The sequence below is a fragment of the Piscibacillus halophilus genome, assembly GCF_900110685.1.
In the GTDB taxonomy this organism is placed as follows: domain Bacteria; phylum Bacillota; class Bacilli; order Bacillales; family Alkalibacillaceae; genus Piscibacillus; species Piscibacillus halophilus.
In genome coordinates, this window is sequence record NZ_FOES01000002.1 from 76,035 (window position 1) to 99,508 (window position 23,474).

The window sequence follows — 23,474 nt, forward strand, 5'->3', positions numbered from 1 at the left end:
AGGTTATTTTTTTAAATCTTTTAAGCGGTCACCGATTAAGTCACCTAATTGAAACCCTTGATCTTCATCATCTTTTTGATATTTTTTAAGCTCAACATTATCTTGTTCCTCTTGAGCTTCCTTTATGCTTAAAGAGACCCTTTTATTTTCTTCACTAATATCTAAGACTTTTACTTTGATTCTCTGTCCTTCTTTTAATACCTCAGATGGATTTCCAATGTGCTCTTTTGAAATTTGTGAAATGTGCACAAGGCCTTCGACACCTGGTTTAATTTCAACAAAAACACCGAAGTTAACTAAACGTTTTACTTCACCTTCGATAACATCACCCGCTTTTATCTCATTTTCAATACCATCCCAAGGTCCAGGTAAAGTATCTTTAAGTGAAAGAGCTATGCGTTCATTGTCGAGATCTACAGATAAAACTTTAACTTTAACCTTTTCGCCTTCTTTAACAATATCTTCAGCCTTTTCAACATGATCATGAGAAAGTTGTGAAATATGAATTAAGCCATCTACTCCACCTAGGTCAACAAAAGCTCCAAAGTTAGTTAAACGCTGTACCACACCTTCAACGATTTTACCTGCTTCTAGCTGACTTAAAGTTGCTTTTTTCTTTTCTTTTTGTTCTTCCTCAACGACCGCACGATGAGATAAAATCACTCGATGTTTAGATTCATCCATCTCAATTACTTTTACTTGTAGTGTTTGTCCTTTATAAGGTTCAAAGTCCTCTACATAGTAAGCTTCAACTTGTGAAGCAGGCATGAAAGCTCTTAAGCCCGCATCCATAACTAAACCACCATTAACGACATCAATTACAGTAGCTTCAAATATTTTACCTGAATCATAATATTCTTTTAAGTTTTCCCAAGCCTGTTTTTGACTTAATTGCTTACGAGAAAGAATAATGGCTTCGTCTTCAAGCTTAGTTACTAATAGTTGTACTTCTTCTCCTTCAGATAATACTTCATTTGTATGCTCCACATGTAAATGGGACAATTCTGAAATTGGAATAATTCCATCATATTTTGCACCAAGATCAACAATTACTTGTTTATCTTCTAATTTGATTACTTTACCTGTTACTTCACTTCCTACTTCTAAAGTTTGTTCCATTTGGTTTTCGTGGTTTTCGCTCATATCTCTTCCTCCTTAAGCTTTCAAAACTACAATCAATGCTAATGCTAACTTAATATCATTGTTAATATTTTCATCTTAACATGAATTAACGATTTTCATCTAATAGACGCTTTATATGGTCCATAATTTCATCCGTCACTTCTTGTGCACTTGGTTTCTCTTTTTTTAATGAATCAAATTGTATTGGTGGTCCATAAACTACCTTTAATTTAGAAAACTTTTCATATGTCCCAATTATAGCACAAGGAATAACGGTTGCATTAGATCGCATCGCAAAAAATCCTGCTCCCGCTAATCCTTTTTTAACTTCGCCATTTTTACTCCGAGTTCCTTCGGGAAATAGTCCTAGTGTATGACCTTCCTCTAGTCGTTTCAAACCATTCCTTAACGCATTACGATCTCTCATCCCCCGCTTAACAGGAAAAGCATTTAAATGCGATAATAAAGTTTTTAACCAACCTTTTTCAAAAAGCTCTTCTTTAGCCATAAAATGAATATCTCTCGGACTAGTGATTCCTACTAATGGCGGATCGAAATTCGATATATGATTAGAACATATAATAACGGGACCTTTTTTTGGGACGTTCTCCTTACCTTCTACTTTAATTCTAAATAGAATATGAAAAATAAGACTTACTACATTTTTTGCAAATTTATAAATCATTGTTTTACCCCTTTAATTTTTTGATTGTACAAGTGAAAGAATAGAATTAGCGACTTCTTCGATACTTTTACTCGTTGTATCAATTTCAACGGCATCTTCTGCTTTGATTAAAGGAGCTACATCCCTTTCAGAGTCTATTTTATCTCGCCTTCTAATTTCTTCTTTTAATTGTTCAAGATCTGATTCGAAACCTTTATCAAGGTTTTCTCTATGTCTTCTTTCTGCTCTTTCTCCTACAGATGCTACTAAGAAGACTTTAATTTCTGCATTAGGCAGGACAAAAGTACCAATGTCTCTACCATCCATAACCACATTTCCTTCTTTAGCTAAATCACGCTGCATTTCTACCAACTTTTCACGTACTTTTGCGTGTTGAGCCACATAAGACACGTTATTAGTAACTTCGTGATTTCTGATTTCTTTTGTAACATTTTGTTCATTCACAAGTACTTCTTGTCCACTATATGTATTTTCAAACGAAATGTTTATCTGATCAGCTAATGCTCCTAAAGAGTTTTCATCGTGAACATCCGTATTAGTTTCAAGAGCCTTCCAAGTTAACGCACGATACATGGCTCCTGTATCGATGTATACATAATTAAGCTTTTTTGCGATCATTTTAGCAACAGTACTTTTCCCGGCTGCTGCAGGTCCGTCAATTGCAATTCTCATGTCTTACTCCTCCGTTGCTTAAGTTCGTTATTTTATTTTTCTACGTTCTTCTAACTGTTTTTCAAAGCAATACTTTATAATTTTATCACGTTGTTTATCATTCATATTAATAAATTGATATGTAATTTTAGCAGGATTCTGATCCCACCCGTCTATAAAACGGATTAATTCAGCCTTGGCCATAAAGTAACTATAATGGTTAGAAGCAAATGGAAGAACGACTGTAATGTCCATAACATCACCTGGCTTGTAACCTCTAGCTGTTCCGTCATCCACAACCGCGAGGCCTCCACCACTTATATCAACCGTTCTCGTAATTAAAGGTTGTTGATCTGATTGTGGATGGATCGCTACATCTAATGAAACGTCCACTCTAACATATTCTCTACGTTGTATTTTTTGAATTTCGTTTTTTAGCGGTATTAAAATCAGTAACACTGGAATTTTTAACTTTTTTCTTCCTTTAACCTCTGAAGAAAATTGATAAACATTGCCGTCTTCTCCAACAAAAGAAATGGTGAATTCTGATCCATCTAGTAATAAAGACGTCCGACCAGTTGATTCATCGATTGGATAATCAATACAAAGATAATTTTGAGTAATGTCTACTATACGGCACTGAAAACGACTTTCTACTTCACCATTTTTAAAGGTTTCAATTGTCAACTTCATTCCAATTTTAAACATGATTAGTCCCCTCCGTTTTCAGCTACTCTTATTATGTCAAAAAAAATGAAAAAGGAAAAGACTTAAATTGTCCTTTCCCTTCTCATCGCTAATTAATTCCGTATAATTGTTCGGATTGCTTTAATTTCTCAACTTTTTCTTCAAAGCCATCATCGGCATTAATATAAACGCGATAGGTTTGATCATTTAGAACTCCTACTAACTCATAACAGAGAACGTTTTCACCTAGATCATTCTCTATTACTGCTTTTCTTGATTCCATTATTTCGATATTCGGATTCACCAAATCTCGTGCTTCTTCATCAGTAATATTCTCTGAAAAATCTACTTCTCCTCGAGTGGTCGTATTTACGATATAATCTCTTGCCGTCAGTCCCATAATATCACCATTATCTAATGCGACTTTTACTTGTAGACTATCTGGATAGTAATAGACATCATCCTCCACTCTTACAAAACGGAAGACACCTACTTTTTCATACTGTGAGCTTTCGACCATTTCTATGTTATCATATCCGAGACCATTTAATAATTCTTCAGCTTGAATCATAGCCTCATTCAAACTAATTTGTGCCTCGCCAACTTCTCGGGTTAACATATAGGAAATCATATTAGCACCTTGTTGAGATAACTCCGCATACCCATGTAAGTCTCCTGTATCAAAAGAGACATTATACATCGGTATATCTGCACCATCACCCGTACCAGTAATGTTCATATCAACATTACCATCTAATTCAAACTGTTCGGTGATAAATTCTTGTACTTCCTCTTCGTTATAAGTTTTCCCTTCGAATTTAATTTCTTCACTTTTCGATTCACTGTTTAATGTAAAAACACCTTCATTATCTGTACTATTAAATTCTTCTGAGTTATCTTCAATGGTTTTTAACCCATCGATTATGGTATTATCTCCTGGTTCGTTTGTTGCTAGTGCGACTTCAACATCCATCCAGCGTAACCCTTTGTCGAGTACCTCGTGTTGAACAGTTCTTAGCTCTTTTCGAATATTATTAGAACTTTCGTGTAGCTGACTTAGAAGATCCATTTCTTCTTCAGTCAACGGCTCTTCGTCAAGTCCTCTAATGGCCACACGGTAAGAAAATTCACCTATGTTGGATAAGAACTCCTCTGTTTTATTAAAAGGCATCAATGTTAAAGGAAGTTGACCAACATCGGCCTGTGCTTCAGAGGAGATCTTCCATATCTCAGTTAACTCTGGAGACAGATTTTCTGGCGTATTCATCGCTAAAACCGTACTAATTTTATCATTCAATAAGTCAATTCGATAAGTTAAATCGTGAAATGCCCGTTGATAGTTGTTTTCTGCTTGAATTAAAATCGCATTCTTTTCCTGGTGCTCTTGATATCCATACACAATCGCACTAATTAGCCCCACAATTAATACAATGTATAACACCCAACGCATGATTGGAAAACCTCCTTTCTACCTACAGAATACATGTTTACCAATTCGTTTGATTTGTGGCCGTTGCCAAATCCAATCAGATGTTGCAGTATCAGGATTAAAATAATAAGTAGCACCCCCAGAGGGATCCCATCCATTAATCGCATCCATCACCGCTTCCCTGGCTTGTTCATCAGGTTCCATATAGAATTGCCCATCTGCTACGGCTGTAAAAGCTAAAGGTTCAAATACAATCCCTGATATTGAATCTGGAAATGTTGAATCATCTAATCGATTTAAAATAACAGCTGCGATTGCAACTTGTCCTGAATAAGGCTCACCTCTTGCTTCAGAGTAAACAGCCTGAGCCATTAATTGAATATCATTTTGTGAAAATCCTTTGGGTACATTTGTTGCTGTAGGCTCATCTGGTTGCTCCTGAGCTTGTTCTTGAGGTTGATCTTGACCTTGATCTTGTTGTTGTTCTTGCTGACCTTGGCCTTGCCCTCCTTGTTGCTGCGCTTCTGACCAAGGCCGTTTTTGTCCACCATAGTGTGTAAACTCTTTACCTTCTTCGATTTGTTGTTGAACCCAATCTTGGTCATATTCTGAAGCTTTAACCAACATATCTTTCGTTTTCTGCCCTACAAAACCATCCACTTCTAAACCAAACTCATTTTGAAAATTACGAACTGCCCAGTAGGTTCCCCAACCAAACACTCCATCAATTTTCCCATTATAAAAACCTATATACTGTAGTCTTGATTGTAGCTCGATGACATCTTCTCCTACAGCCCCTTGTTGTATGACTTGTTCTGTAAACGCTTGTGATGGTGGAGCATGATTAGATAACCCTATTGAAAAAACAACCGCTATTCCTATTGCTGTAATTAACTTTAGCCTACCCAATGTTGTAATTCCTCCTCATGACAAACAATCTATGCCCTATTATCTTTTGTGATTTTATAGTTAATATTCTTATAAAATAAAAAAAGCCGACAGAAATACTGTCGACTTAACCTCTTTAAAAATGAAATTTTTTTACTCCTGAAGCTAGCATAACCGCTAATTTAACTCTTGCTTTCTTACTGTCGTAATCACTACCTAATATAACACCATGATTTATAAGATCATAAGCACTTCCCTCATAGTCATATGTAGGATAAACGGCTCCTTCTTCTGAAGCAGTCGTGACGACGATCACAATTCCATCATTAAGACATTCTTTAATAGCAGGCATCATTTTAGGTGGAACTTGGCCTCTGCCTACACCTTCAATAATAATACCTTCAGTATTCGTTTGTCTTAAAGCTTCTAATAGAGAACCATCAGCGTCTGAATAGCATTTAATAATATCTACTTTCGGTAATGATGAATGAACGGCATAATAATCTCGCTTAATCGGTCTTTGGAAGACTTGAACTTCGTCGTTATCAATTATTCCTAGATAACCGAAGCCAAAAGCATTAAAACCTTGGATATTGCTAGCATGCTCTTTTTTTACATACTTAGCAGCAAAAATTCGTTCGTTAAAAACAACAACAGTTCCGCAATGATAAAGTTCTTCGCTACAAGCAGCATAAATCGCATGCCTTAAGTTAATATAAACATCACTGCCTAGGTCTGATATAGATCGCTGAGAACCTGTAACTACCACTGGGCGATGATCATTAACCGTTAAATCTAAAAAGTAAGCCGTTTCTTCAAGTGTATCAGTTCCATGGGTAATGACTATACCATCTACTTCGGGGTCTTGAAAATAATAATCTGCTTTTTCCTTTAATAATAACCAATCATCAGCATTTAAATGAACACTAGGTTTCTGAAAGGCAGAATCTATTTGAACTTGTATATCATTAGGTAAAGCGCATAACGAGGCTAACTCTTCGCCTGTCATCGCTCCAGAAGTTAATTTACCACTATTTTCATTCGGTTTACTTGCAATCGTTCCTCCAGTTGTGATTAAAACCACTTTTTTCATAATCATCACCGTGACCCTTTTTTATTTCGGATACTCTCAGCTATTAATTCGCCGTGATGTCTTCCGTTTTCAATAAATATTTCATTATTGTTATAACCTGCAGCAATAACTCCAGCTACATAAATATTTTCTACATTTGTTTCCATAGTATGTCGATCGAAATGAGGTCGACCTGTTTCTTCATCTATATCGATCCCCATATACTTTAAAAATGAATGATCTGGATGGTAGCCTGTCATGGCAAATACAAAATCAGCATCAATGATTTGTTCCTTATTATCTATTATGGCGACAACATGTTTTTCCTTTATTTCTTTAATGTGTGCATTAAAATGCATATTAATCTTTTTATGATTTACAAGTGATTCAAATAAAGGTAAAATCCAAGGTTTAACACTTGGTGAATAATCAACGCCACGGTAAAGAACCGTCACATGTGCTCCAGCTTTTTCTAACTCTAATGTTGCATCTACAGCAGAATTTTTACCGCCAATGACCACTATATTTTTATTGTAATATGGGTGAGCTTCTTTAAAGTAATGCGATACGTGCGGCAGTTCCTCACCCGGTATATTTAACTTATTAGGATGATCATAATAACCTGTTGCAATAATTACAAAGTTTGCTTGGTAATAGTATTCCTCATCTTTTGAGGTTTTTGTTTTGATTTGATAATAACGACCATCTCTTTCAATCTTCTCAACTTGTTCATAATTGTTGATTCTAAGCTGATTTCGTTGAGCAACCGTTCTATAGTATGTTAATGCTTCGTTACGGACAGGCTTTTGTCGTTCTGAGATAAAAGGCATATGACCGATTTCTAATTTTTCACTTGAGCTAAAAAATGTTTGATGAGTTGGATAGTGATATATTGAATTAGCTACATTTCCTTTTTCGATTAAAAGTGGCTCAATCCCTCTGCTTTTCAACTCTAAAGCAGCAGATAATCCACAGGGACCAGCCCCAACGATGATGACTTCTTCTGTTTGCATTTTAACTCCACTCCTAAGCATAGAAAATCTCCTACCAAAACTATGATAGGAGATTGTTATTAAATAATCAAATTGTTAAACTTAAATCCATCCGCGGAAACGAGCAGCTTCTGTCATTTTACGAACGCCTACCATATATGCGGCTAAACGCATGTCAATTTGACGGTTTTGACTCGTTGTATAAACATTGTTAAATGCTTTAACTAAAACTTCACGTAACTTCTCTTGTACTTCCTCTTCTTTCCAGTAAAAACCTTGATTATTTTGAACCCACTCAAAATAAGAAACCGTTACTCCACCTGAGGAAGCTAAAACATCAGGAACAATTAATACATCACGTTCAGTTAAAATTTTCGTTGCCTCTAATGTTGTCGGCCCATTAGCTGCTTCAACGATAATACTTGCTTTAATATTATGAGCATTATCTTTCGTAATTTGATTTTCAATTGCGGCTGGTACTAAGATATCTGTCTCAAGTTCCAGCATCTCTTCATTTGATATCGTATCTTCAAATAAATTTGTCACTGTACCGAAACTATCACGACGGTCTAATAAATAATCAATATCTAATCCGTCTGGATCATAAAGAGCTCCTTCTGCATCAGAAATCGCAATGACTTTTGCACCCATATCGTACATAAATTTAGCTAAGAAACTACCCGCATTACCGAAACCTTGTACAATTACGCGAGCTCCTTTTATGTCGATTCCCCGCTTTTTACAAGCTTCTTCAATACAGATTGTTACACCTTTTGCTGTAGCAGATTCTCTACCATGAGATCCTCCCAACACAATAGGTTTACCTGTAATAAATCCAGGATTATTAAATTCATCAATACGGCTATATTCATCCATCATCCAAGCCATGATTTGTGAATTGGTAAATACATCCGGTGCCGGAATATCTTTTGTTGGACCTACAATTTGTGATATAGCTCTAACATATCCACGGCTTAAAGCTTCCAGTTCCCTAAAGGACATCTTTCTTGGATCGCATATAATACCGCCTTTACCACCACCGTAAGGTAAATCAACAATACCTGCTTTAAGGCTCATCCAAATAGATAATGCACGAACTTCATTTTCTGTCACATTAGGGTGGAAACGAACTCCACCTTTAGTTGGTCCAACAGCATCATTGTGCTGAGCACGATAACCTGTAAAAATTTTAATTTTACCATCGTCCATGCGAACTGGAATTCTTACGATCATCATACGGACAGGCTCTTTCATCAATTCATAAGCTTCTTCTGGATAACCTAACTTATTTAAGGCATTTTTAATAACTTCTTGAGTTGAAACTAGAATATCATTGGATTCATGAGAATCTGCTTGCTTATCGGCTACCATGTGTTTACCTCCTATATTAAAAACAAGAAAAAATGATGATTATTGCTTTCAATGACTAGTATACATTTTCGCACCGAATATGCAACATAAATCATCCATATTTTTTTCTGCTTTTTTTCTAATTTAGAAGCTTATTCAATGGCTTCATTTCCGCTAATAATATTATTCCTCTAATGTTAAAGAAATAAACTTTTTGAGCATGTCTTCATAACTCATATCAATAGCTTTGGCAGCATCAGGATACAAACTTGTAGGAGTCATACCTGGTAATGTATTGACCTCAAGTATAATCGGTTCATTGGATTCATTTAAAATAAAATCTACTCTAGAATATGTTTCACAACCTAATACTCTGTGGGCTTGAACCGCATAAGTTTGAATACGTTCAGTCAGATCTTCATCTATATGTGCAGGACAAATATGTTCACTTCCACCTTCCGAATATTTTGATTCATAATCGTAATATTCACTCTTAGGAATAATTTCAATAATCGGCAAGGATTGCTCCTCGCCTTTTTTACCTAACACAGCACATGTTAATTCCCGTCCTTTAACGAACTCTTCAACTAGCACTTCGAAGTCATGAGTAAAAGCCAAATCAATCGCTTCTTTGATCTGGCTCTTCTCATTTACAATCGTTAATCCTAATGTTGAACCTTCTTGATTTGGCTTAATAACAATAGGTAATTGGAACTCTCGAATAATATCCTGTTCTACATCATCTACATCCTGATGTTCCCCATATGTTTTTCCTTTTGCAACTGGTATTTCATTCATTTCAAAGATTTGTTTAGCTTTTGATTTATCCATTGCTAATGATGAAGCTAAAACACCTGAGCCGATATATGGAATACCCATTAAGTCTAATAATCCTTGTACGGTTCCGTCTTCGCCTTGCTTACCGTGTAATCCAATGAACACTAAATCACAATCTATAACTTTACCCATGATTTCTTTTAAATGCTTCGGATTAAAATCAATCGCTACCACATCGTGACCAATTTGTTCTAAGGCGTTAATAATACCTTTACCTGATGATAAAGATACTTCTCTCTCTTTTGACGTACCACCATATAAAACTGCTACTTTCATTATGTTCACCTCTAAGTTATTCGAAATACTTTACAAAAATTTGCAGTGCGTTATCTTTTGCAATTTGATTACCATGTTCTTTAAGAATGTAAGAAGTTACGGTGCTCGGTGATGCATATTCAGATAATACCGATATTAAATCTTGACGAATCTTTTCAGTTAATGAAGTTTCATTAATATGAAGGTAATACAACCCATCATATGAATATAAACTACTTGTTAAATCATACTTGTGTTGAACCCTTTTCGCTGCCTGAATCACATCTTCTAAATCATTAAATACAAATATCATTTCTTTACTCTCATCCATTGTCACTTTTAATTCAATATACTCATCATTTTCATTTTCATCGTACTCATTTTGAGTGACGATAATAATCATGCCTTGTGCCTGTAACATGTGAACTTTAACAATCAACATTCCATCTAAATCCATATTCAATTCTTCACAAGCTTCGTAAAGCATATCTTGAAACAACTGATTTGCTTTGGGTAAGTTGTTCCATAAATCTTCTTTTGAATAGCCACGTTCACTGAGGTCATCGTATGTTAAGAAGATCTTAAACTGGTTAACGCTTAAACGTTCTAATCGCACGTAACCACCTCCAACGTCTCACTAATATCTTATGTTCTAGTCTAGTGTAAAATTGCATGTATTACTTAAAAATAATTCTAAATATATAGGATAATACTCAATTCTATCGAATTAGTCCTTTTTCCTCCCTTTTAAAAAGGGTAAAACATAAAAAAGAGTGGTTAAAGAACCACTAATTGTTCTAACTTGATACAAAAAACCATCTAATCTCATTGTAACCAATAAACAGCTGCAATGGGAATAAAAATAATTAAGATTATAAACAAAATTAGAAGGGCTTTTAATATTATTTGACTAACTTTTACGGAGTTAAACTCTTTTTTCCTCTTCGGACCCTGTTTTTTTCGGTGAATTTTCCTTCTAGGAGGTAAATTTAAAACATCAACTTGTTCATCATTTTTCGTTAATTGCTCTTCCAATATGATGTCACTCCCGATATAAACGATAGTAAATTCCTAATAAGAAATCAATTGTAAAATGCGCGACAACTGGTACTAATAAATTTTGAGTTATTTCATACATATATCCGATCAAAAATGATAGTAATAGTACGGAAACTAGTAATACTACTTTATTTAAATATCTAAAATGGACTAATGCGAAAATAATACTCGCAATCATCCACCCAAAACTTGTTTGAATGACACCTCTAAATAATAATTCCTCCGATAAACTAACTACTAACGCAAGTAAGAAGATGTGTGGAATGTTTAAGGAAGTAAAAATTCTATGATTAATTCCGCCGTCATCATAATAATGCTCAGGTAGAAATTTCATCAAGATGATGTCAATAAAAACGACAAACAAACCCGGTAGAAGTCCATATAAAACAATTTCATTAACATCCCAGTCAAATAGATTTAATAAATCTAAAAAATCTTCAAATAGGAAAATTGACAGAATAAACGCAATCACGATAAAAATAAGTTGTGAAAAATATAGATTCAATAATAATTCTCTATTCGATAACTCTTTGACAATATCAGCTTGTTTTTTCAATTATGTCACCTACTTTGTGGGTAACAACTCATCTAGAATTGTCTTCCAATTCACAGAATGTTTTTCGGTTATATCTTGTTTTATGGCCCATTCTTTAAGTTTAAAATCACATACATCACAACAAGCAAATTTAGCAGGCCGAGTGTTGGATTGATATGACTCAAATAATGCTTGTCGCTTACACTGTTCAGTATGAATCCACTTTAATAGTTCAAACACACTGTTCGACTTAACCATCCTCCGTTGATCTCTAACTTTTATTATTTTTTCAACAGATTGATGAAAAGTGAATGATTCTTTCTCGGCTAGGTCCTTTTGGAATTTTAAAAATCGTTGTTTGATTTCTGGAAGTTCGTCATCGATTTCATTATTTATATAACGCTTTATTTCTTTATCATCTGGTAACTCAGATTCGATCATATGAAATGGAATGGCTTCATCCCCTTTATTGTATAAAAGAACACTAACACTATGTTCACCATCACGTCCAGCTCTACCTGTTTCTTGGATAAATGACTCAATATTATTAGGTAAGTGATAATGTATAATGAGTCGAATATCACTTTTATTAATTCCCATCCCGAATGCACTCGTGCAACAAATGATATCTAATTGTCCTAACATAAACTGTTGTTGAATGAGCAACCGATCTTGTTGTTCCATTCCTCCATGATAATACGCGATCGAACGATCTGGAAACTCTCGCTGTAACTGTGCACATATTTGCTCTGTCACTTGTCTGCTAGAAAAGTAGATCATAGTAGGAGCCTTAACACGTTCAATAACACTTAAAAGGTGCTCATGTTTTTCAACGACATTGTCTGACTTTATAACATTATAAGTGATATTGACGCGATCCATAGGATAAATAATTTTATTCATATCCAAGTCTAGAAATTCTATAATATCGTCTTGAATTTGAGGGGTTGCTGTCGCACTGAGTGCTAGCACGGTTGGTTCTCCTATTAATTGAATCACATCCTTCAACCTTAAGTAATCTGGCCTAAATTCGTATCCCCATTGAGATATGCAATGAGCCTCATCAATGACAAATAAAGAAACATTCACTTGTTTTAAGCGTTCAATGACTCTAGGCTGTTGAAGCATCTCCGGTGAACAGTAAATCAATTGATACTCACTTAAATGATTTAAAATCTGAGATTTTTGCTGGTAGTTTAATAGACTGTTTAATGCCGTAATTCGTTTAAAACCTTGTGATTTAAGTAATTTAACTTGATCAATCATTAAAGAAATTAATGGAGAGACCACAATCGTTATTCCATCCATTAACTTCGAGGGTAATTGATAACAAATAGATTTTCCACTACCAGTTGGTAAGGTAGCAAGCGTATGGCTTTGATTAAGAACTGATTCAATAATTTCTCTTTGCCCTTCTCTAAAGGACGAAAATCCAAAAAACTTTTGTAGGTCAGCTTCTAGATGGTCGTGTAATTGGTTCATATGAATAGTCACTCGCTTTATAATCCTGATATTTTGCTAAAACCAGCCGTAGCTGAAAGTATGATATGGAATGATTTAAATGCTGCATAAGAGTTTTCAGTCTTCTTGTTTGTGTTTGGTCAATCACTTGTACGACTTGTTTAATAGTAGATTCATCAACGAATGCTGTAATATCAAACTTCTCTATTTGAGTGGCAATTTCAACAACATGATCTTGAATAGTACTCGTCTTTAAATGGCGGATTCGTTCTATTTTATCAAGGTCGAATCCTTTCTCCAACAATTCATATGTCTTTTTAGCAGTACTAGTTAAAGATGTATGGTTTTCCTCAAGAATCAACTGCTTTAATAGTTGATACTGCTGAGGGTTGTTTTGAATATCGTTCAGAAATTGATGTACGATGCTCATGGTTATTAGCTGAACATCTTCTTCGTGTAAATGAAACATTTCCGCTACTTGCCTTTTGCTTAACCCTACTCGATTATGCCCGGTCAATTGAACCACAAATAAACGAGCATCAGCTTCATTTAATTTTAATAATAGCTGAGTCAATTCTTGTTTAAGCTGTATAGTCAATTTTTCTTTGCTTTGCATCTTTAAAAGCTTTTTAACTTGATATTGTACAACAGGATCATCTTGCACTGGTATAAATCTATTATTTGAGTAAGATAAATTAGATAAAGTTTGAGTTAACAATTGTAGAGATGCTAACCATTTTTCATCAATCCTGTGGAACTTAAATCCATTAAGCTTAGAAAATATATTGATCTCTATTTGTTCTACTACATTTAATCCTTTTGTTGTTAATCTAAATGACTCATTGGTCTTTTCAATGATCCCTTGATCTACAAAAAAATTAATCCATATGTCATACGTTTCTTTTTTTAGTTTAGGATATGTACTGAAACCAAATTTTAATTGAAATAAATGGATATCCTGTATCGTTTGTGACGACTTCTTTCCCCGTAATATATGATAAGCAGCTGAGGTCGTGCGTTGTTCACTTAAACGTGATAACATAAATAATAAGGTTGTTTTAAATTCGATCATATAGATTTCACCCTTTGAATGTTTGGAGGATTCATTATGTCATCAAAATACAGTTATGTCATACAAGATACTTGCATAGCTTGTGGTGCATGTGGTGCTACAGCTCCTGATATCTTCGATTATGACGAGACAGGTGTAGCTTTTAATTTAATAGATCAAAACAGTGGTTCTGTCAAAATACCAAAAGAATTATTAGATGACTTGGAAGATGCATTTGAGGGCTGTCCAACTGGTTCTATTCAATTATCAGACAAACCGTGCGTTAGTGAAAAGACAACAGAAAGAGCTTAATTAATCTTCTAGGTCTTGTTTAACCATTTCATTAAAGTGTCTCACGGCGCTTTTTTTATAAAAACTACTAAAAAGCCGCTGTCCTAACTGATTAATAATCCGATAATAGTGAGTTATAACATGACGTTGAAGAATATAACCATTACGCTCATCAATAACTTTCCAAAGCGATTGGTTCATCCACTTTTGTTTATCTTTTAAATCGATATTTTTTCTTGCCACAGTTTGTAAAAAGTAAACGATATCTTCTTCCCCTAATTCTCGTTGAATAATCGTACTATCCCGAAATAAACTGGCAAAAGTCACAATGATGGTCCAACTTGCCAGCTGTCTTTCTTTCTCAATCTGTACAATCGTTTTTTTAGATACACCAAGTATATTAGCCATCTCATCTTGATTATAATTAAATTCGGAACGTACTAACTTAATCTTGGATGAAAGGATTTCAATTAATTCCTTTTCATTCATAGAATACCTCTCATAAATTGTCATTTTATATCATTTTACCATGAATCTTGCTTTTCTTACTATATAAAGATTGGTATAATTAGTAGGCGAAAATAGCTAAAGGAGGACTTATTGTGGCAGATAACAAAATTGTAGATGTGTTTGTAGAGATTCCAACAGGTAGCCAAAACAAATATGAGTTTGATAAAGAAAAAGGTGTCTTTAAATTAGACCGAGTATTATTCTCACCTCAGTTTTATCCAGCAGAATATGGGTATTTAGATGAAACTTTAGCATTAGACGATGATCCACTTGATGCGCTTGTTTTAGTCACAAACCCTACATTCCCAGGTTGTGTCATTGAATCACGTGTTATCGGTTTCTTAAACATGATTGACAGTGGTGAAGAAGATCAAAAGCTACTAGCTGTACCAGTTGAAGACCCACGTTTTAAAGATGTACATTCCCTAGAAGATATTCCTCAACATAAATTAGATGAAATTTCTCATTTCTTCCAAACATATAAAGATCTTCAGGGTAAGAAAACTGAAATTGGTGAGTGGGAAGGTGCAGAAGCTGCTGGCAAACTTATTGATGAATGTATTAAACGTTATCACAACCAAAAATAGTTTAAAGCTAGTCTTCCAATATGATGATTCCGACTATTCGGGGTCATCTTTTTGTTTAAAAATATTCAACACGCAAATATTTTAGATAGCTTATATTTCACCCCAGTTAAGAACTTTTTAAAAAGTCTCTAACTGGGGCTTTGTTTATCTAACATTAATATATTTTGGTACTTCGATAGGGTTTGTAAGATCATAAGGTCCTACAGAATCCATTTCTATATTTAAAAATTGTACTTCTCTAAAACCAAATGTTTTAGCTGTTAAAAGAATGGATTCAATCATTCGTTGTGTGCTAAGATTATTACCTAATTCAAGTTCAGATTCTAATATTACTTCTAATAATTCACCTTGCTCAATAATTTCGAAATTAATGTCACCAGGAATAGGTGGCTCAATGGGACCAAATTCTTCCTCATTCTTTAATTCATTTAAGGCATCTATAATCGTAGTATTCTGCTCTAAATACTTTTTCCCCCAGTAACTATCTCCTGTATTGGATTGATACAGTTTATACAAGGCTTTTTGCTCTTTAAATGTATATTCTTCTATTGAGCCAGCATGAGGAAGATCTAACGATTCACCTTCTTGATCCTGTAATTCTACAGATTCATAACCTAATGTTTCAAAAAACCTTAACGCCTCAAATAGGTACATTTCCGTTGCTGCACCTTGAAAATTATCTTCCTCCACTTGGATAACAGGTTCCGATTCATGATTCATTCCAACAAACGTCATATTTTGGTAAAACTGTTGATTAAACTCATCAATTTGACCAACAAATTGTTCAGATTCATTGAAAAAAACATGAGGATCTTCTTCACTCGGTAACATATAAGTCAATGGAATAAAAAATTGTGATTCAGGTTCGCTTTCGGTATACGTAATATAATTAGTATCTTGTTCATTGGCTTGATCTTCAGTTAACACTCTTGTATCTAATGAATTCATAGTATTAGCTTCATCTTGTTCCGATTCCTTTTCTACTTCAACCTCTTCTTCTACTTCACTTTCTTCTATATTAGGTGAAGATTCTTCATCTCCATCATCTATATGATTACTTTCAGCCATTTCCATATCCTCGTCACCCTGATCAGTTGGTTTATCCTCTGTCTCATTCTCGTTATCTTCAGAAAGTTGAAATACGCCATCTGTCGTTTCATCCGAATTAATAAATTGCAATCCAATGATGACAAACAGGAATAGTGCAGCTGCTGACGTTAAAATTGGTAACAACCAGCCTTTTTTCTTTTTCGTTTGAATAGAATTTTTATTAATTTCTTTTGATATTTGTTCATAGTATTCTTCAAATGATCGATCATCTTTTATTTGGGGCATTTCAGATAACAGTTTTTTAATTGAATCATCATCATTATGGTGCTTACTCATTCTGTATGCCCTCCTTTATATTGAAGCATTTGTTCTTTGAGAGACAGTATAGCTCGGTGTTGAGTTGTTTTGACCTTACTTGTTGTCCAGCTGAGTATGTCAGCCGTTTCCTTGATAGACATTTGTTGAATGTACCGAAGAATTATAACTGCTCGTTGATCCTCTGTACAATGATCTAAACATTGATACATTAATTGAATTTCTTCACTTTTTTCTGCTATTTCATAAGGCGTTGGACTTTGATCTTTTAATAAATTCACATGCTCATCAAAATCAAAACGCTGTGCCGTTTGTTTATTACGCCTTCCTTGTTTTCTGAAAAAGTCAATCGTAACATGTCTTGCGATTGAGAACAGCCATGTTTTACGACTACTCTGTCCTTTGAATGTATCAAACGATTTAAGAACTCTAATATAAACTTCTTGTACTAAATCTTCTGTGGTTGGTTTGTCTTTTACCATGTAAAATATGAACGAAAATAAGTCATGATGGTATTCTTCATACAGCTCTTGAAAGGATTCTTTCATCATAGAGCCTCCGTTCTCATATAAAATAGTCGATATAAGAAGATACAAAGTTACAACTTCATACATTTTATCATAAAAATTTAAGTCAAAAATCACTTTATTCATAGAAAAAGCAGCACAATAGATTCATAACAATTGTGCTGCTTAATTTCATAATTTATGAACGAGGAATTGTAAATGTAAAAGTCGTTCCTTCGTCTATTTGACTTTTTGCATAAATGGTCCCACCGTGTGCCTCAACAATGTGTTTCGCTATCGATAACCCTAAACCAGTACCTTTTTTCTGTCCATTGCGTGTACGGGCTTTGTCACTTTTATAAAAACGTTCAAAAATAAATGGTAAATCTTCTTCAGGAATTCCAGATCCATTATCTTTAATGTGAAACATTAGCTCTCGATTGACTTCTTCAACAGTTACCTCAATTTCTCCATCTTGAGGTGTATGACGCATCGCATTATCTATTAAATTAGTCATGACTTGTTCTATTCGATCAGGATCAAAAGGATATTGAAGATTAATCGGAACTTGCTCAGTTAGTTGTATATTTTGTTCTTCAGCAATTGAATGGAATTTCTTCACGATACGGTCAACAAACGGTTTGACACTGACATATTCTTTACTAATCTGAATATGACCTGCCTCCATTCTAGCTAAATCTAATAATTCGTTAACCAAGCGTCCCATTCTCAATGATTCATCATAAATAATCTGAGCTAATTCTTGTTTTTCTTCTTTAGTTTCAGCTATATCATCTACGATCGCTTCTGAATAACCTTGCATCATAGAAATAGGCGTTCTCAGTTCATGAGAGACATTAGCTAAGAAATCTTTCCTTAACTTATCTAATTGACGTTCCTCTGTCATATCACGAATAATGGCCACAGCACCTCTTGCTTCTTCACCTATATATAATGGTGTCATAACCAATACGAAATTACGTCCTTGAGCAACAACTTCTCTCGCATATTCGTTTTCATCTTCAATAACACTTTGTAAAGCCTGTCTTAATTCTTGTGGTAGAGTATAGTCCTCTTCCTGCTTTTTAAAATTAATTTGAGATAAAAATTGCTCGGCAGGTGGATTGATTAACATAACCCCTAATTGTTTATTGACGGTTATAACTCCATCTGCCATCGACTTTAATATACTCGAAAGCTGTGATTTTTCTTGATTCAGTGCCGAGATATGATAGTTTAATTGCCGTCTCATTCTATTAAATGAAATGGCCAGTTCCCCAATTTCGTCATGAGTCAATACAGGAACTTTCGTATTAAATTCACCTCTTGATAACTCACCAGCCACTTTCCTCATTTTTATAAGAGGCGCGGTTATTCGGGTTGATAAAAAGAAAGCAAAAATCGTTGTTAAAACGATTGCTATAGTTGCCGCTAATAAAATAAGTTTGGTAGCCTTGGTTGTAGTCTCTTCTACTACCTCTAGCGATTGATAAACATAGATGGCGCCTTGTCCATCAACAGTTGGCATCCCTACTATAATGATTTCGGCATTACTATTAGGCAAGGTCGTAATTTTCCTCATAGACTCATTAGAGTTAAATACACCGCTGATTTCTTCATTACTTACAAACCAACTAGGTTCAATGGCTGGAAGATGAGTATCAAAATCATTTTGCCAATAATCATGCTCATTAAAAAATACCGTGACTCTCATTTGAGGAGCGAGAAGCTGGTCGATTGTATCCATCGTCAATGGTGTTTCTTCATCCTCATGTTGATGAAGAACAGTGGCTACATTTTCAGCCTGATTCATTAAATTCTCTTCTGCATCCTGCACATAAAAATCTTCAAAGAATTCAAGTAAAAAAACAGTAAGGATTAGTAAAACAAAGGCAACTAATAAAATGATAGTTAACCAAAGCTTAAAAACTACACTTCTCCAGAACATTATGATTCAATTACCTCGAATTTATAACCTATACCCCAGACCGTCACGATCATCTTAGCAGCATCTTCAGAAACCTTGCTAAGTTTTTCTCTTAATCGTTTAACGTGAGTATCGACCGTTCTTAAATCTCCAAAAAACTCATATTCCCAAACTTCTTTTAATAATTCTTCACGATCAAATACTTTGTCAGGTGTTTTAGCCAAGTAATAAAGCAGTTCGTATTCTTTAGGCGTCAAATTCACTTGCACGCCATCAGCGATAACACGGTGGGCATCTTTATCAATAGTAAGATGTGGATATACAATCACATCGTGTGAATCTGTGTCTGTTTTTAAGTACTTGGTCGATGAAGAACGACGTAATAATGCTTTAACACGTAATACAACTTCGCGTGGGCTAAACGGTTTGACGATATAATCATCTGCTCCTACTTCAAATCCTTGAACACGATTTGATTCCTCTCCCTTTGCGGTTAACATAATTACAGGTGTTGCCTTACGTTCACGGAGTTTAGTACATACTTCAATCCCATCCATTTCTGGAAGCATTAAATCTAGAAGAATTAAGTCAAAGTCAGTTTCTAATGCCTTTTGTAAGGCTTCTTCACCATTTTCCGCTTCTTCAATTTCAAACTCTTCTCTTTCCAAGTAAAGTTTTAATAATCGACGGATGCGTTCTTCATCGTCAACGACCAATATTTTCGCTTGTTCTGACATGTAAGACAACTCCTTTATTTAATATTAAGCATATGAATGTAAACCAGCAATGACAAGATTTACAAAGATGAGGTTCGTCATGATAATGACAAATCCAATTACGGCTAACCACGCAGACTTTTCACCGTGCCAACCTGCGCCTAAACGAAGGTGTAAAAATGCTGCATAGAAGAACCAGGTAACAAGCGCCCATACTTCTTTAGGGTCCCATCCCCAGAAACGTCCCCAAGCTTCTTGTGCCCAAATAGCAGCAAAAATGAGAGCACCTAACGTAAAGACCGGAAATCCAATTGCGACAGAACGGTATATAATTTCATCTACTTTATCCGTGTTTACGCGTGAGAGCCTTGGCTGAATCGCAGCCGCCACACGTTTTCTGAGAATTAATCGAGTTATTCCATATAGGATCAGCCCACCTAGTAAAGACCAAATGAGTGTATTAAATTTAGATCCAGCGTCTGCCCCATGCATCCATGCAGGAGTTTCGATCCCAGTTGTAAAATGATCCGACACTAATTCTGAGTTATTGGGTTCTACTAATGGTGGTAAATGATACTCAACACTTTGTTCAGTACCATTAATTTCTTGAACAAATTCTGCTTCATATCCAGTAGCATCGAATGATGACGTAATTATGATAAACGCCATGGTTGCAAAAACGCAGAATAAGACAATTTCAAGCCATGTTGTTTGTTTAGATCTAACGGTTTGATCTACTTTTACAATTAAATAAATTAAACCAGCTACAAAACTTATGGCTAATATCGCTTCTCCTAAGGCTGCTGTTGTTACGTGAATGTAGAGCCAATGTGATTGTAATGATGGAATCAAAGGAGATATTTCTCTTGGAAACATGCTCCCGTAGCCTATGACCAAAATAGCTGTTGGTAAAGCGAACAACCCTAAAATGGTTTCGCGATAAATAAAATAAATAATGATAAACCCTAGCACTAACATCATGCCAAAGAATGCAATAAATTCAAACATATTGCTTACAGGTGCGTGCCCGGCTGCGGACCAACGTACAAAGAAATAGACAAGCTGTGATAAGAAACCTAAAATCGTTATTGTAATAGCAATTTTTGAAGCTTTTGATTTTGTATTAGCTTCACGCTTGTTTCCAATAGTTGCACCAAAAAATATAGTGGCTACAAGATATAGTATAAATGAAACATATAAGAAATTACTACTTACCGTATATAAGTCCATATGATACCCTCCTTTTATTAAAGCTTCTCTTGTTGGTCTTCAACCATTTTTATTGACGTACCATCAATAGACGATTCAATTTCATTCTTTAGACCAAACCAATTTTTATTTGTATGGCCTGCCACTAATAGGCTTCCATCTTTCGGGTGGATCCAAACTCTCCTATGATGCCAATATAGCCCTTGAGCTACTCCAATCATAAAAATAACAGCACCAATTAAGAAAAACGGTAGCGAGAAATCTTTCTTTATGATTAATCCTGATGCCGTAATGAGCTCAGTATCTTCTAATGTTACATTTGTAACCGGGTCATCAATTAATGGGACGACATCTTCATTTAAATAAAAGTAACGTTCCCCTTCTAATTCCGGCCCGGAAACCTCAAAGATAATTCCTGGGTTTCTCGGGTATTTGGAGAAAGAAGAAGGCCCTTCCTCTGTTACTTCAAATTGTGGATAATAATCTTGTATTTCTATTTGATAACCATTTGATAATTTATAGTAACGTTGGTCTTCATTCGTTTTAAAATCGAAGCTTCCAAGTTCTTCTCCTTCGCCATTTTCAACTTTAAATGAAATAGAGTTATACTCACTACGAAGTTGAGTACCTGACTGATAAGCACTATACCCATCAAATGTTAACGGTTCATTAAGTCTTATTTCCCCTCTTGTTACTTCTTCCAACTCAGGCTCTTGCCCAGGTATTACTTCATCTTTTACTTTATAAATGATCGCATTTGTTTGGAAATTACTTGGAACATCTAATTCTTCATTTTTTAAAGCTTCTTGAAATCGTTCATCCTCACGGCTATAAGTCTCATAGACGAACTGTTCATTTTTAATATAATACTGTTGTTCAGTCGTAGGGACAACCTTAGTTTCACCTTCTCGAACCCATACATAACCTTCCGTATGCATAAAATCAAACATACGTAATATACCAGCTATTAAAATGATAATTAAACCAATGTGGTTAACATATGGTCCCCAACGTGAAAATCGGTTTTTCTCAGCTAGAATATGTCCATCTTCTTCGGAAATTTTATAACGTCGTTTTTTCAAGTTGTTTATTAAGGTTTTTCGATCATCATCTGATACATTTTCTGATTCACTAAAGAAGCGTTGTCTGCGAACAAATACCTCATGTCTTTTAGCATTTTGGTTCTTTAAAGCTCTATAAAGTGGAACAAAGCGGTCAATCGAGCAAATAACTAATGAAATACCAATTAAAGCTATAAGGGCAATATACCACCATGAACTATAGAGGTTATGAAATCCTAATTGATAGAAAATCTTACCCGACAAACCATATTGTTGTTCATAGAACTGACTTGATGGCAATACAGAGTTCTTAAACTCTTCTTGAGGATAAATCGTACCAATGGCTGAAGCTAATAAAGCTAGTACAATTAACCAAACCCCTACTTTCACAGATGAGAAAAAAGCCCATGTTTTATCTACAAATGTTCGTTTATATGTCTTAGAACGGCGTGCACTACCTTCATATCGCATCTCTAATACATTATTTTCGTCATTGCCATCAATATGTTGGTTCCCCTCTATAGGTTTACCACAGGCTTCACAAAGGACCGTTCCTTCGTGGTTAATATGTCCGCATTCACATTTGATTTTCTTCATATTAATCCCTCACGGTTGATCAGTTATGCTTGATTGTTTTCTGGTAAAATTTCATTAAAGTAAGTTTCTAAACGATCTAAAGTCAATGGCCCTTTTACAATCCGTTCTATCGTTCCATCAGGATTAATAAAATAGGAAGTTGGTAAAGGCTGAACTTGATACAATTCCATGATCGTACTGTTTTTATCATGTACTAAAGGAAAGGATAAGTCATAGCGATTGTAAAAGTTATCGATCACCATTTTGTTTTTATCAACACTAACTGCAATGATTTCAATTCCTTCATCTTGATATTTTTGATATAGCTCTTCCATGTAAGGCATTTCCTTTTTACATGGTTCACAATATGTAGCCCAAAAATTGATCATAACACCTTTGCCTTCTAATTCAGATAATTGGATATCCTCCCCGTTATCTAAACGTTCTAGCATAAAGTCACGTGCTTGATCTCCTTCAGCAAGGACGGGATCGTCTTGTAATGAATTTATATAAAGAACTAATATGGTTGTAATGACTAAAGCTGCCAAGACAACAGTTCTAAAAATCAGTCGCATTTTTTTGTTTTTAAACACAGGTCTCCCTCCTTTAACCCCATTATAACACTGACGTTTTTAGTCACCTTTTGCATGTT

24 protein-coding genes are annotated in these 23,474 nt (G+C 34.9%); 2 read left to right on the forward strand and 22 right to left on the reverse strand.

What is annotated here, in order from left to right; genetic code table 11:
* Positions 1 to 3: 3 nt before the first annotated feature.
* From rpsA to BMY57_RS01720, 14 genes are all read right to left on the reverse strand, one after another.
* A complete protein-coding gene (rpsA, locus tag BMY57_RS01650; protein WP_091772274.1) occupies positions 4 to 1,143 on the reverse strand; it encodes a 30S ribosomal protein S1 in 1,140 nt (379 codons plus the stop codon).
* A gap of 85 nt (positions 1,144 to 1,228) precedes the next feature.
* Positions 1,229 to 1,807, reverse strand: a complete 579-nt coding sequence (locus BMY57_RS01655; protein WP_091772275.1) for a lysophospholipid acyltransferase family protein — start codon at positions 1,805 to 1,807, stop codon at positions 1,229 to 1,231.
* 12 nt (positions 1,808 to 1,819) lie between these two features.
* A complete protein-coding gene (gene cmk, locus BMY57_RS01660; protein ID WP_091772276.1) occupies positions 1,820 to 2,479 on the reverse strand; it encodes a (d)CMP kinase in 660 nt (219 codons plus the stop codon).
* 27 nt (positions 2,480 to 2,506) lie between these two features.
* The gene (locus tag BMY57_RS01665) at positions 2,507 to 3,166 is read right to left on the reverse strand and encodes a flagellar brake protein (RefSeq protein ID WP_091772277.1); all 660 of its coding nucleotides are present in this window, start codon (positions 3,164 to 3,166) and stop codon (positions 2,507 to 2,509) included.
* 88 nt (positions 3,167 to 3,254) lie between these two features.
* Entirely contained in the window at positions 3,255 to 4,595 is a 1,341-nt protein-coding gene (gene ypeB / locus BMY57_RS01670; protein ID WP_338157640.1) for a germination protein YpeB, read from the reverse strand.
* 18 nt (positions 4,596 to 4,613) lie between these two features.
* Positions 4,614 to 5,456, reverse strand: coding sequence for a spore cortex-lytic enzyme (gene sleB, locus BMY57_RS01675; RefSeq protein ID WP_256205225.1), 843 nt, complete (start codon positions 5,454 to 5,456; stop codon positions 4,614 to 4,616).
* A gap of 142 nt (positions 5,457 to 5,598) precedes the next feature.
* The gene (locus tag BMY57_RS01680) at positions 5,599 to 6,561 is read right to left on the reverse strand and encodes an asparaginase (protein ID WP_091772280.1); all 963 of its coding nucleotides are present in this window, start codon (positions 6,559 to 6,561) and stop codon (positions 5,599 to 5,601) included.
* The gene (locus tag BMY57_RS01685; RefSeq protein ID WP_091772281.1) at positions 6,561 to 7,547 is read right to left on the reverse strand and encodes a YpdA family putative bacillithiol disulfide reductase; all 987 of its coding nucleotides are present in this window, start codon (positions 7,545 to 7,547) and stop codon (positions 6,561 to 6,563) included. The genes BMY57_RS01680 and BMY57_RS01685 overlap by 1 nt, the downstream gene beginning before the upstream one ends.
* 81 nt (positions 7,548 to 7,628) lie before the next feature.
* Positions 7,629 to 8,897, reverse strand: a complete 1,269-nt coding sequence (locus BMY57_RS01690) for a Glu/Leu/Phe/Val family dehydrogenase (protein ID WP_091772282.1) — start codon at positions 8,895 to 8,897, stop codon at positions 7,629 to 7,631.
* 162 nt (positions 8,898 to 9,059) lie between these two features.
* Entirely contained in the window at positions 9,060 to 9,989 is a 930-nt protein-coding gene (locus BMY57_RS01695) for a D-alanine--D-alanine ligase (RefSeq protein WP_091772283.1), read from the reverse strand.
* A 16-nt stretch (positions 9,990 to 10,005) separates the two neighbouring features.
* Positions 10,006 to 10,584: a genetic competence negative regulator gene (locus tag BMY57_RS01700; protein WP_091772284.1), complete on the reverse strand. Its 579-nt coding sequence runs from the start codon at positions 10,582 to 10,584 to the stop codon at positions 10,006 to 10,008.
* A gap of 426 nt (positions 10,585 to 11,010) precedes the next feature.
* On the reverse strand, positions 11,011 to 11,583 hold the full coding sequence (locus tag BMY57_RS01710; RefSeq protein ID WP_091772286.1) for a CPBP family intramembrane glutamic endopeptidase: 573 nt from the start codon (positions 11,581 to 11,583) through the stop codon (positions 11,011 to 11,013).
* Positions 11,584 to 11,592: 9 nt separating this feature from the next.
* Complete coding sequence (locus BMY57_RS01715; RefSeq protein WP_091772287.1) at positions 11,593 to 13,044, reverse strand: RecQ family ATP-dependent DNA helicase; 1,452 nt, start codon at positions 13,042 to 13,044, stop codon at positions 11,593 to 11,595.
* Entirely contained in the window at positions 13,013 to 14,095 is a 1,083-nt protein-coding gene (locus tag BMY57_RS01720; protein ID WP_091772288.1) for a YpbB family protein, read from the reverse strand. Before BMY57_RS01720 ends, BMY57_RS01715 begins: the two co-directional genes overlap by 32 nt.
* 36 nt (positions 14,096 to 14,131) lie before the next feature.
* Here BMY57_RS01720 and BMY57_RS01725 point away from each other — a divergent pair, with 36 nt between their 5' ends.
* Positions 14,132 to 14,386, forward strand: a complete 255-nt coding sequence (locus tag BMY57_RS01725; RefSeq protein ID WP_246247334.1) for a ferredoxin — start codon at positions 14,132 to 14,134, stop codon at positions 14,384 to 14,386.
* Here the strand turns inward: BMY57_RS01725 and BMY57_RS01730 are convergent, their stop codons facing one another.
* Positions 14,387 to 14,854 carry a helix-turn-helix transcriptional regulator gene (locus BMY57_RS01730; protein WP_091772289.1) on the reverse strand — a complete coding sequence of 156 codons (468 nt, stop codon included), beginning with the start codon at positions 14,852 to 14,854 and terminating at the stop codon, positions 14,387 to 14,389.
* Between the two features lie 110 nt (positions 14,855 to 14,964).
* Between BMY57_RS01730 and BMY57_RS01735 the strand changes: the two genes are divergently transcribed.
* Positions 14,965 to 15,462, forward strand: coding sequence for an inorganic diphosphatase (locus tag BMY57_RS01735; protein WP_091772290.1), 498 nt, complete (start codon positions 14,965 to 14,967; stop codon positions 15,460 to 15,462).
* A 144-nt stretch (positions 15,463 to 15,606) separates the two neighbouring features.
* On the opposite strand, the gene BMY57_RS01740 is transcribed toward BMY57_RS01735, so the two are convergent.
* The 7 genes from BMY57_RS01740 to resA form a co-directional block, all read right to left on the reverse strand.
* Entirely contained in the window at positions 15,607 to 16,848 is a 1,242-nt protein-coding gene (locus BMY57_RS01740) for a hypothetical protein (RefSeq protein WP_091772291.1), read from the reverse strand.
* On the reverse strand, positions 16,845 to 17,375 hold the full coding sequence (locus BMY57_RS01745) for an RNA polymerase sigma factor SigX (RefSeq protein ID WP_091772292.1): 531 nt from the start codon (positions 17,373 to 17,375) through the stop codon (positions 16,845 to 16,847). Before BMY57_RS01745 ends, BMY57_RS01740 begins: the two co-directional genes overlap by 4 nt.
* A 157-nt stretch (positions 17,376 to 17,532) precedes the next feature.
* The gene (locus tag BMY57_RS01750) at positions 17,533 to 19,281 is read right to left on the reverse strand and encodes an ATP-binding protein (RefSeq protein WP_281356882.1); all 1,749 of its coding nucleotides are present in this window, start codon (positions 19,279 to 19,281) and stop codon (positions 17,533 to 17,535) included.
* Positions 19,281 to 19,997 carry a response regulator transcription factor gene (locus BMY57_RS01755; protein WP_091772294.1) on the reverse strand — a complete coding sequence of 239 codons (717 nt, stop codon included), beginning with the start codon at positions 19,995 to 19,997 and terminating at the stop codon, positions 19,281 to 19,283. Before BMY57_RS01755 ends, BMY57_RS01750 begins: the two co-directional genes overlap by 1 nt.
* Before the next feature lie 24 nt (positions 19,998 to 20,021).
* Positions 20,022 to 21,206 (reverse strand): c-type cytochrome biogenesis protein CcsB, encoded by a 1,185-nt coding sequence (gene ccsB, locus BMY57_RS01760; protein WP_091772295.1) that lies wholly within the window; start codon positions 21,204 to 21,206, stop codon positions 20,022 to 20,024.
* A 17-nt stretch (positions 21,207 to 21,223) separates the two neighbouring features.
* Positions 21,224 to 22,843 (reverse strand): cytochrome c biogenesis protein ResB, encoded by a 1,620-nt coding sequence (gene resB, locus BMY57_RS01765; RefSeq protein WP_091772296.1) that lies wholly within the window; start codon positions 22,841 to 22,843, stop codon positions 21,224 to 21,226.
* Positions 22,844 to 22,866: 23 nt separating this feature from the next.
* Entirely contained in the window at positions 22,867 to 23,415 is a 549-nt protein-coding gene (gene resA / locus BMY57_RS01770) for a thiol-disulfide oxidoreductase ResA (RefSeq protein WP_246247329.1), read from the reverse strand.
* Positions 23,416 to 23,474 lie beyond the last annotated feature (59 nt).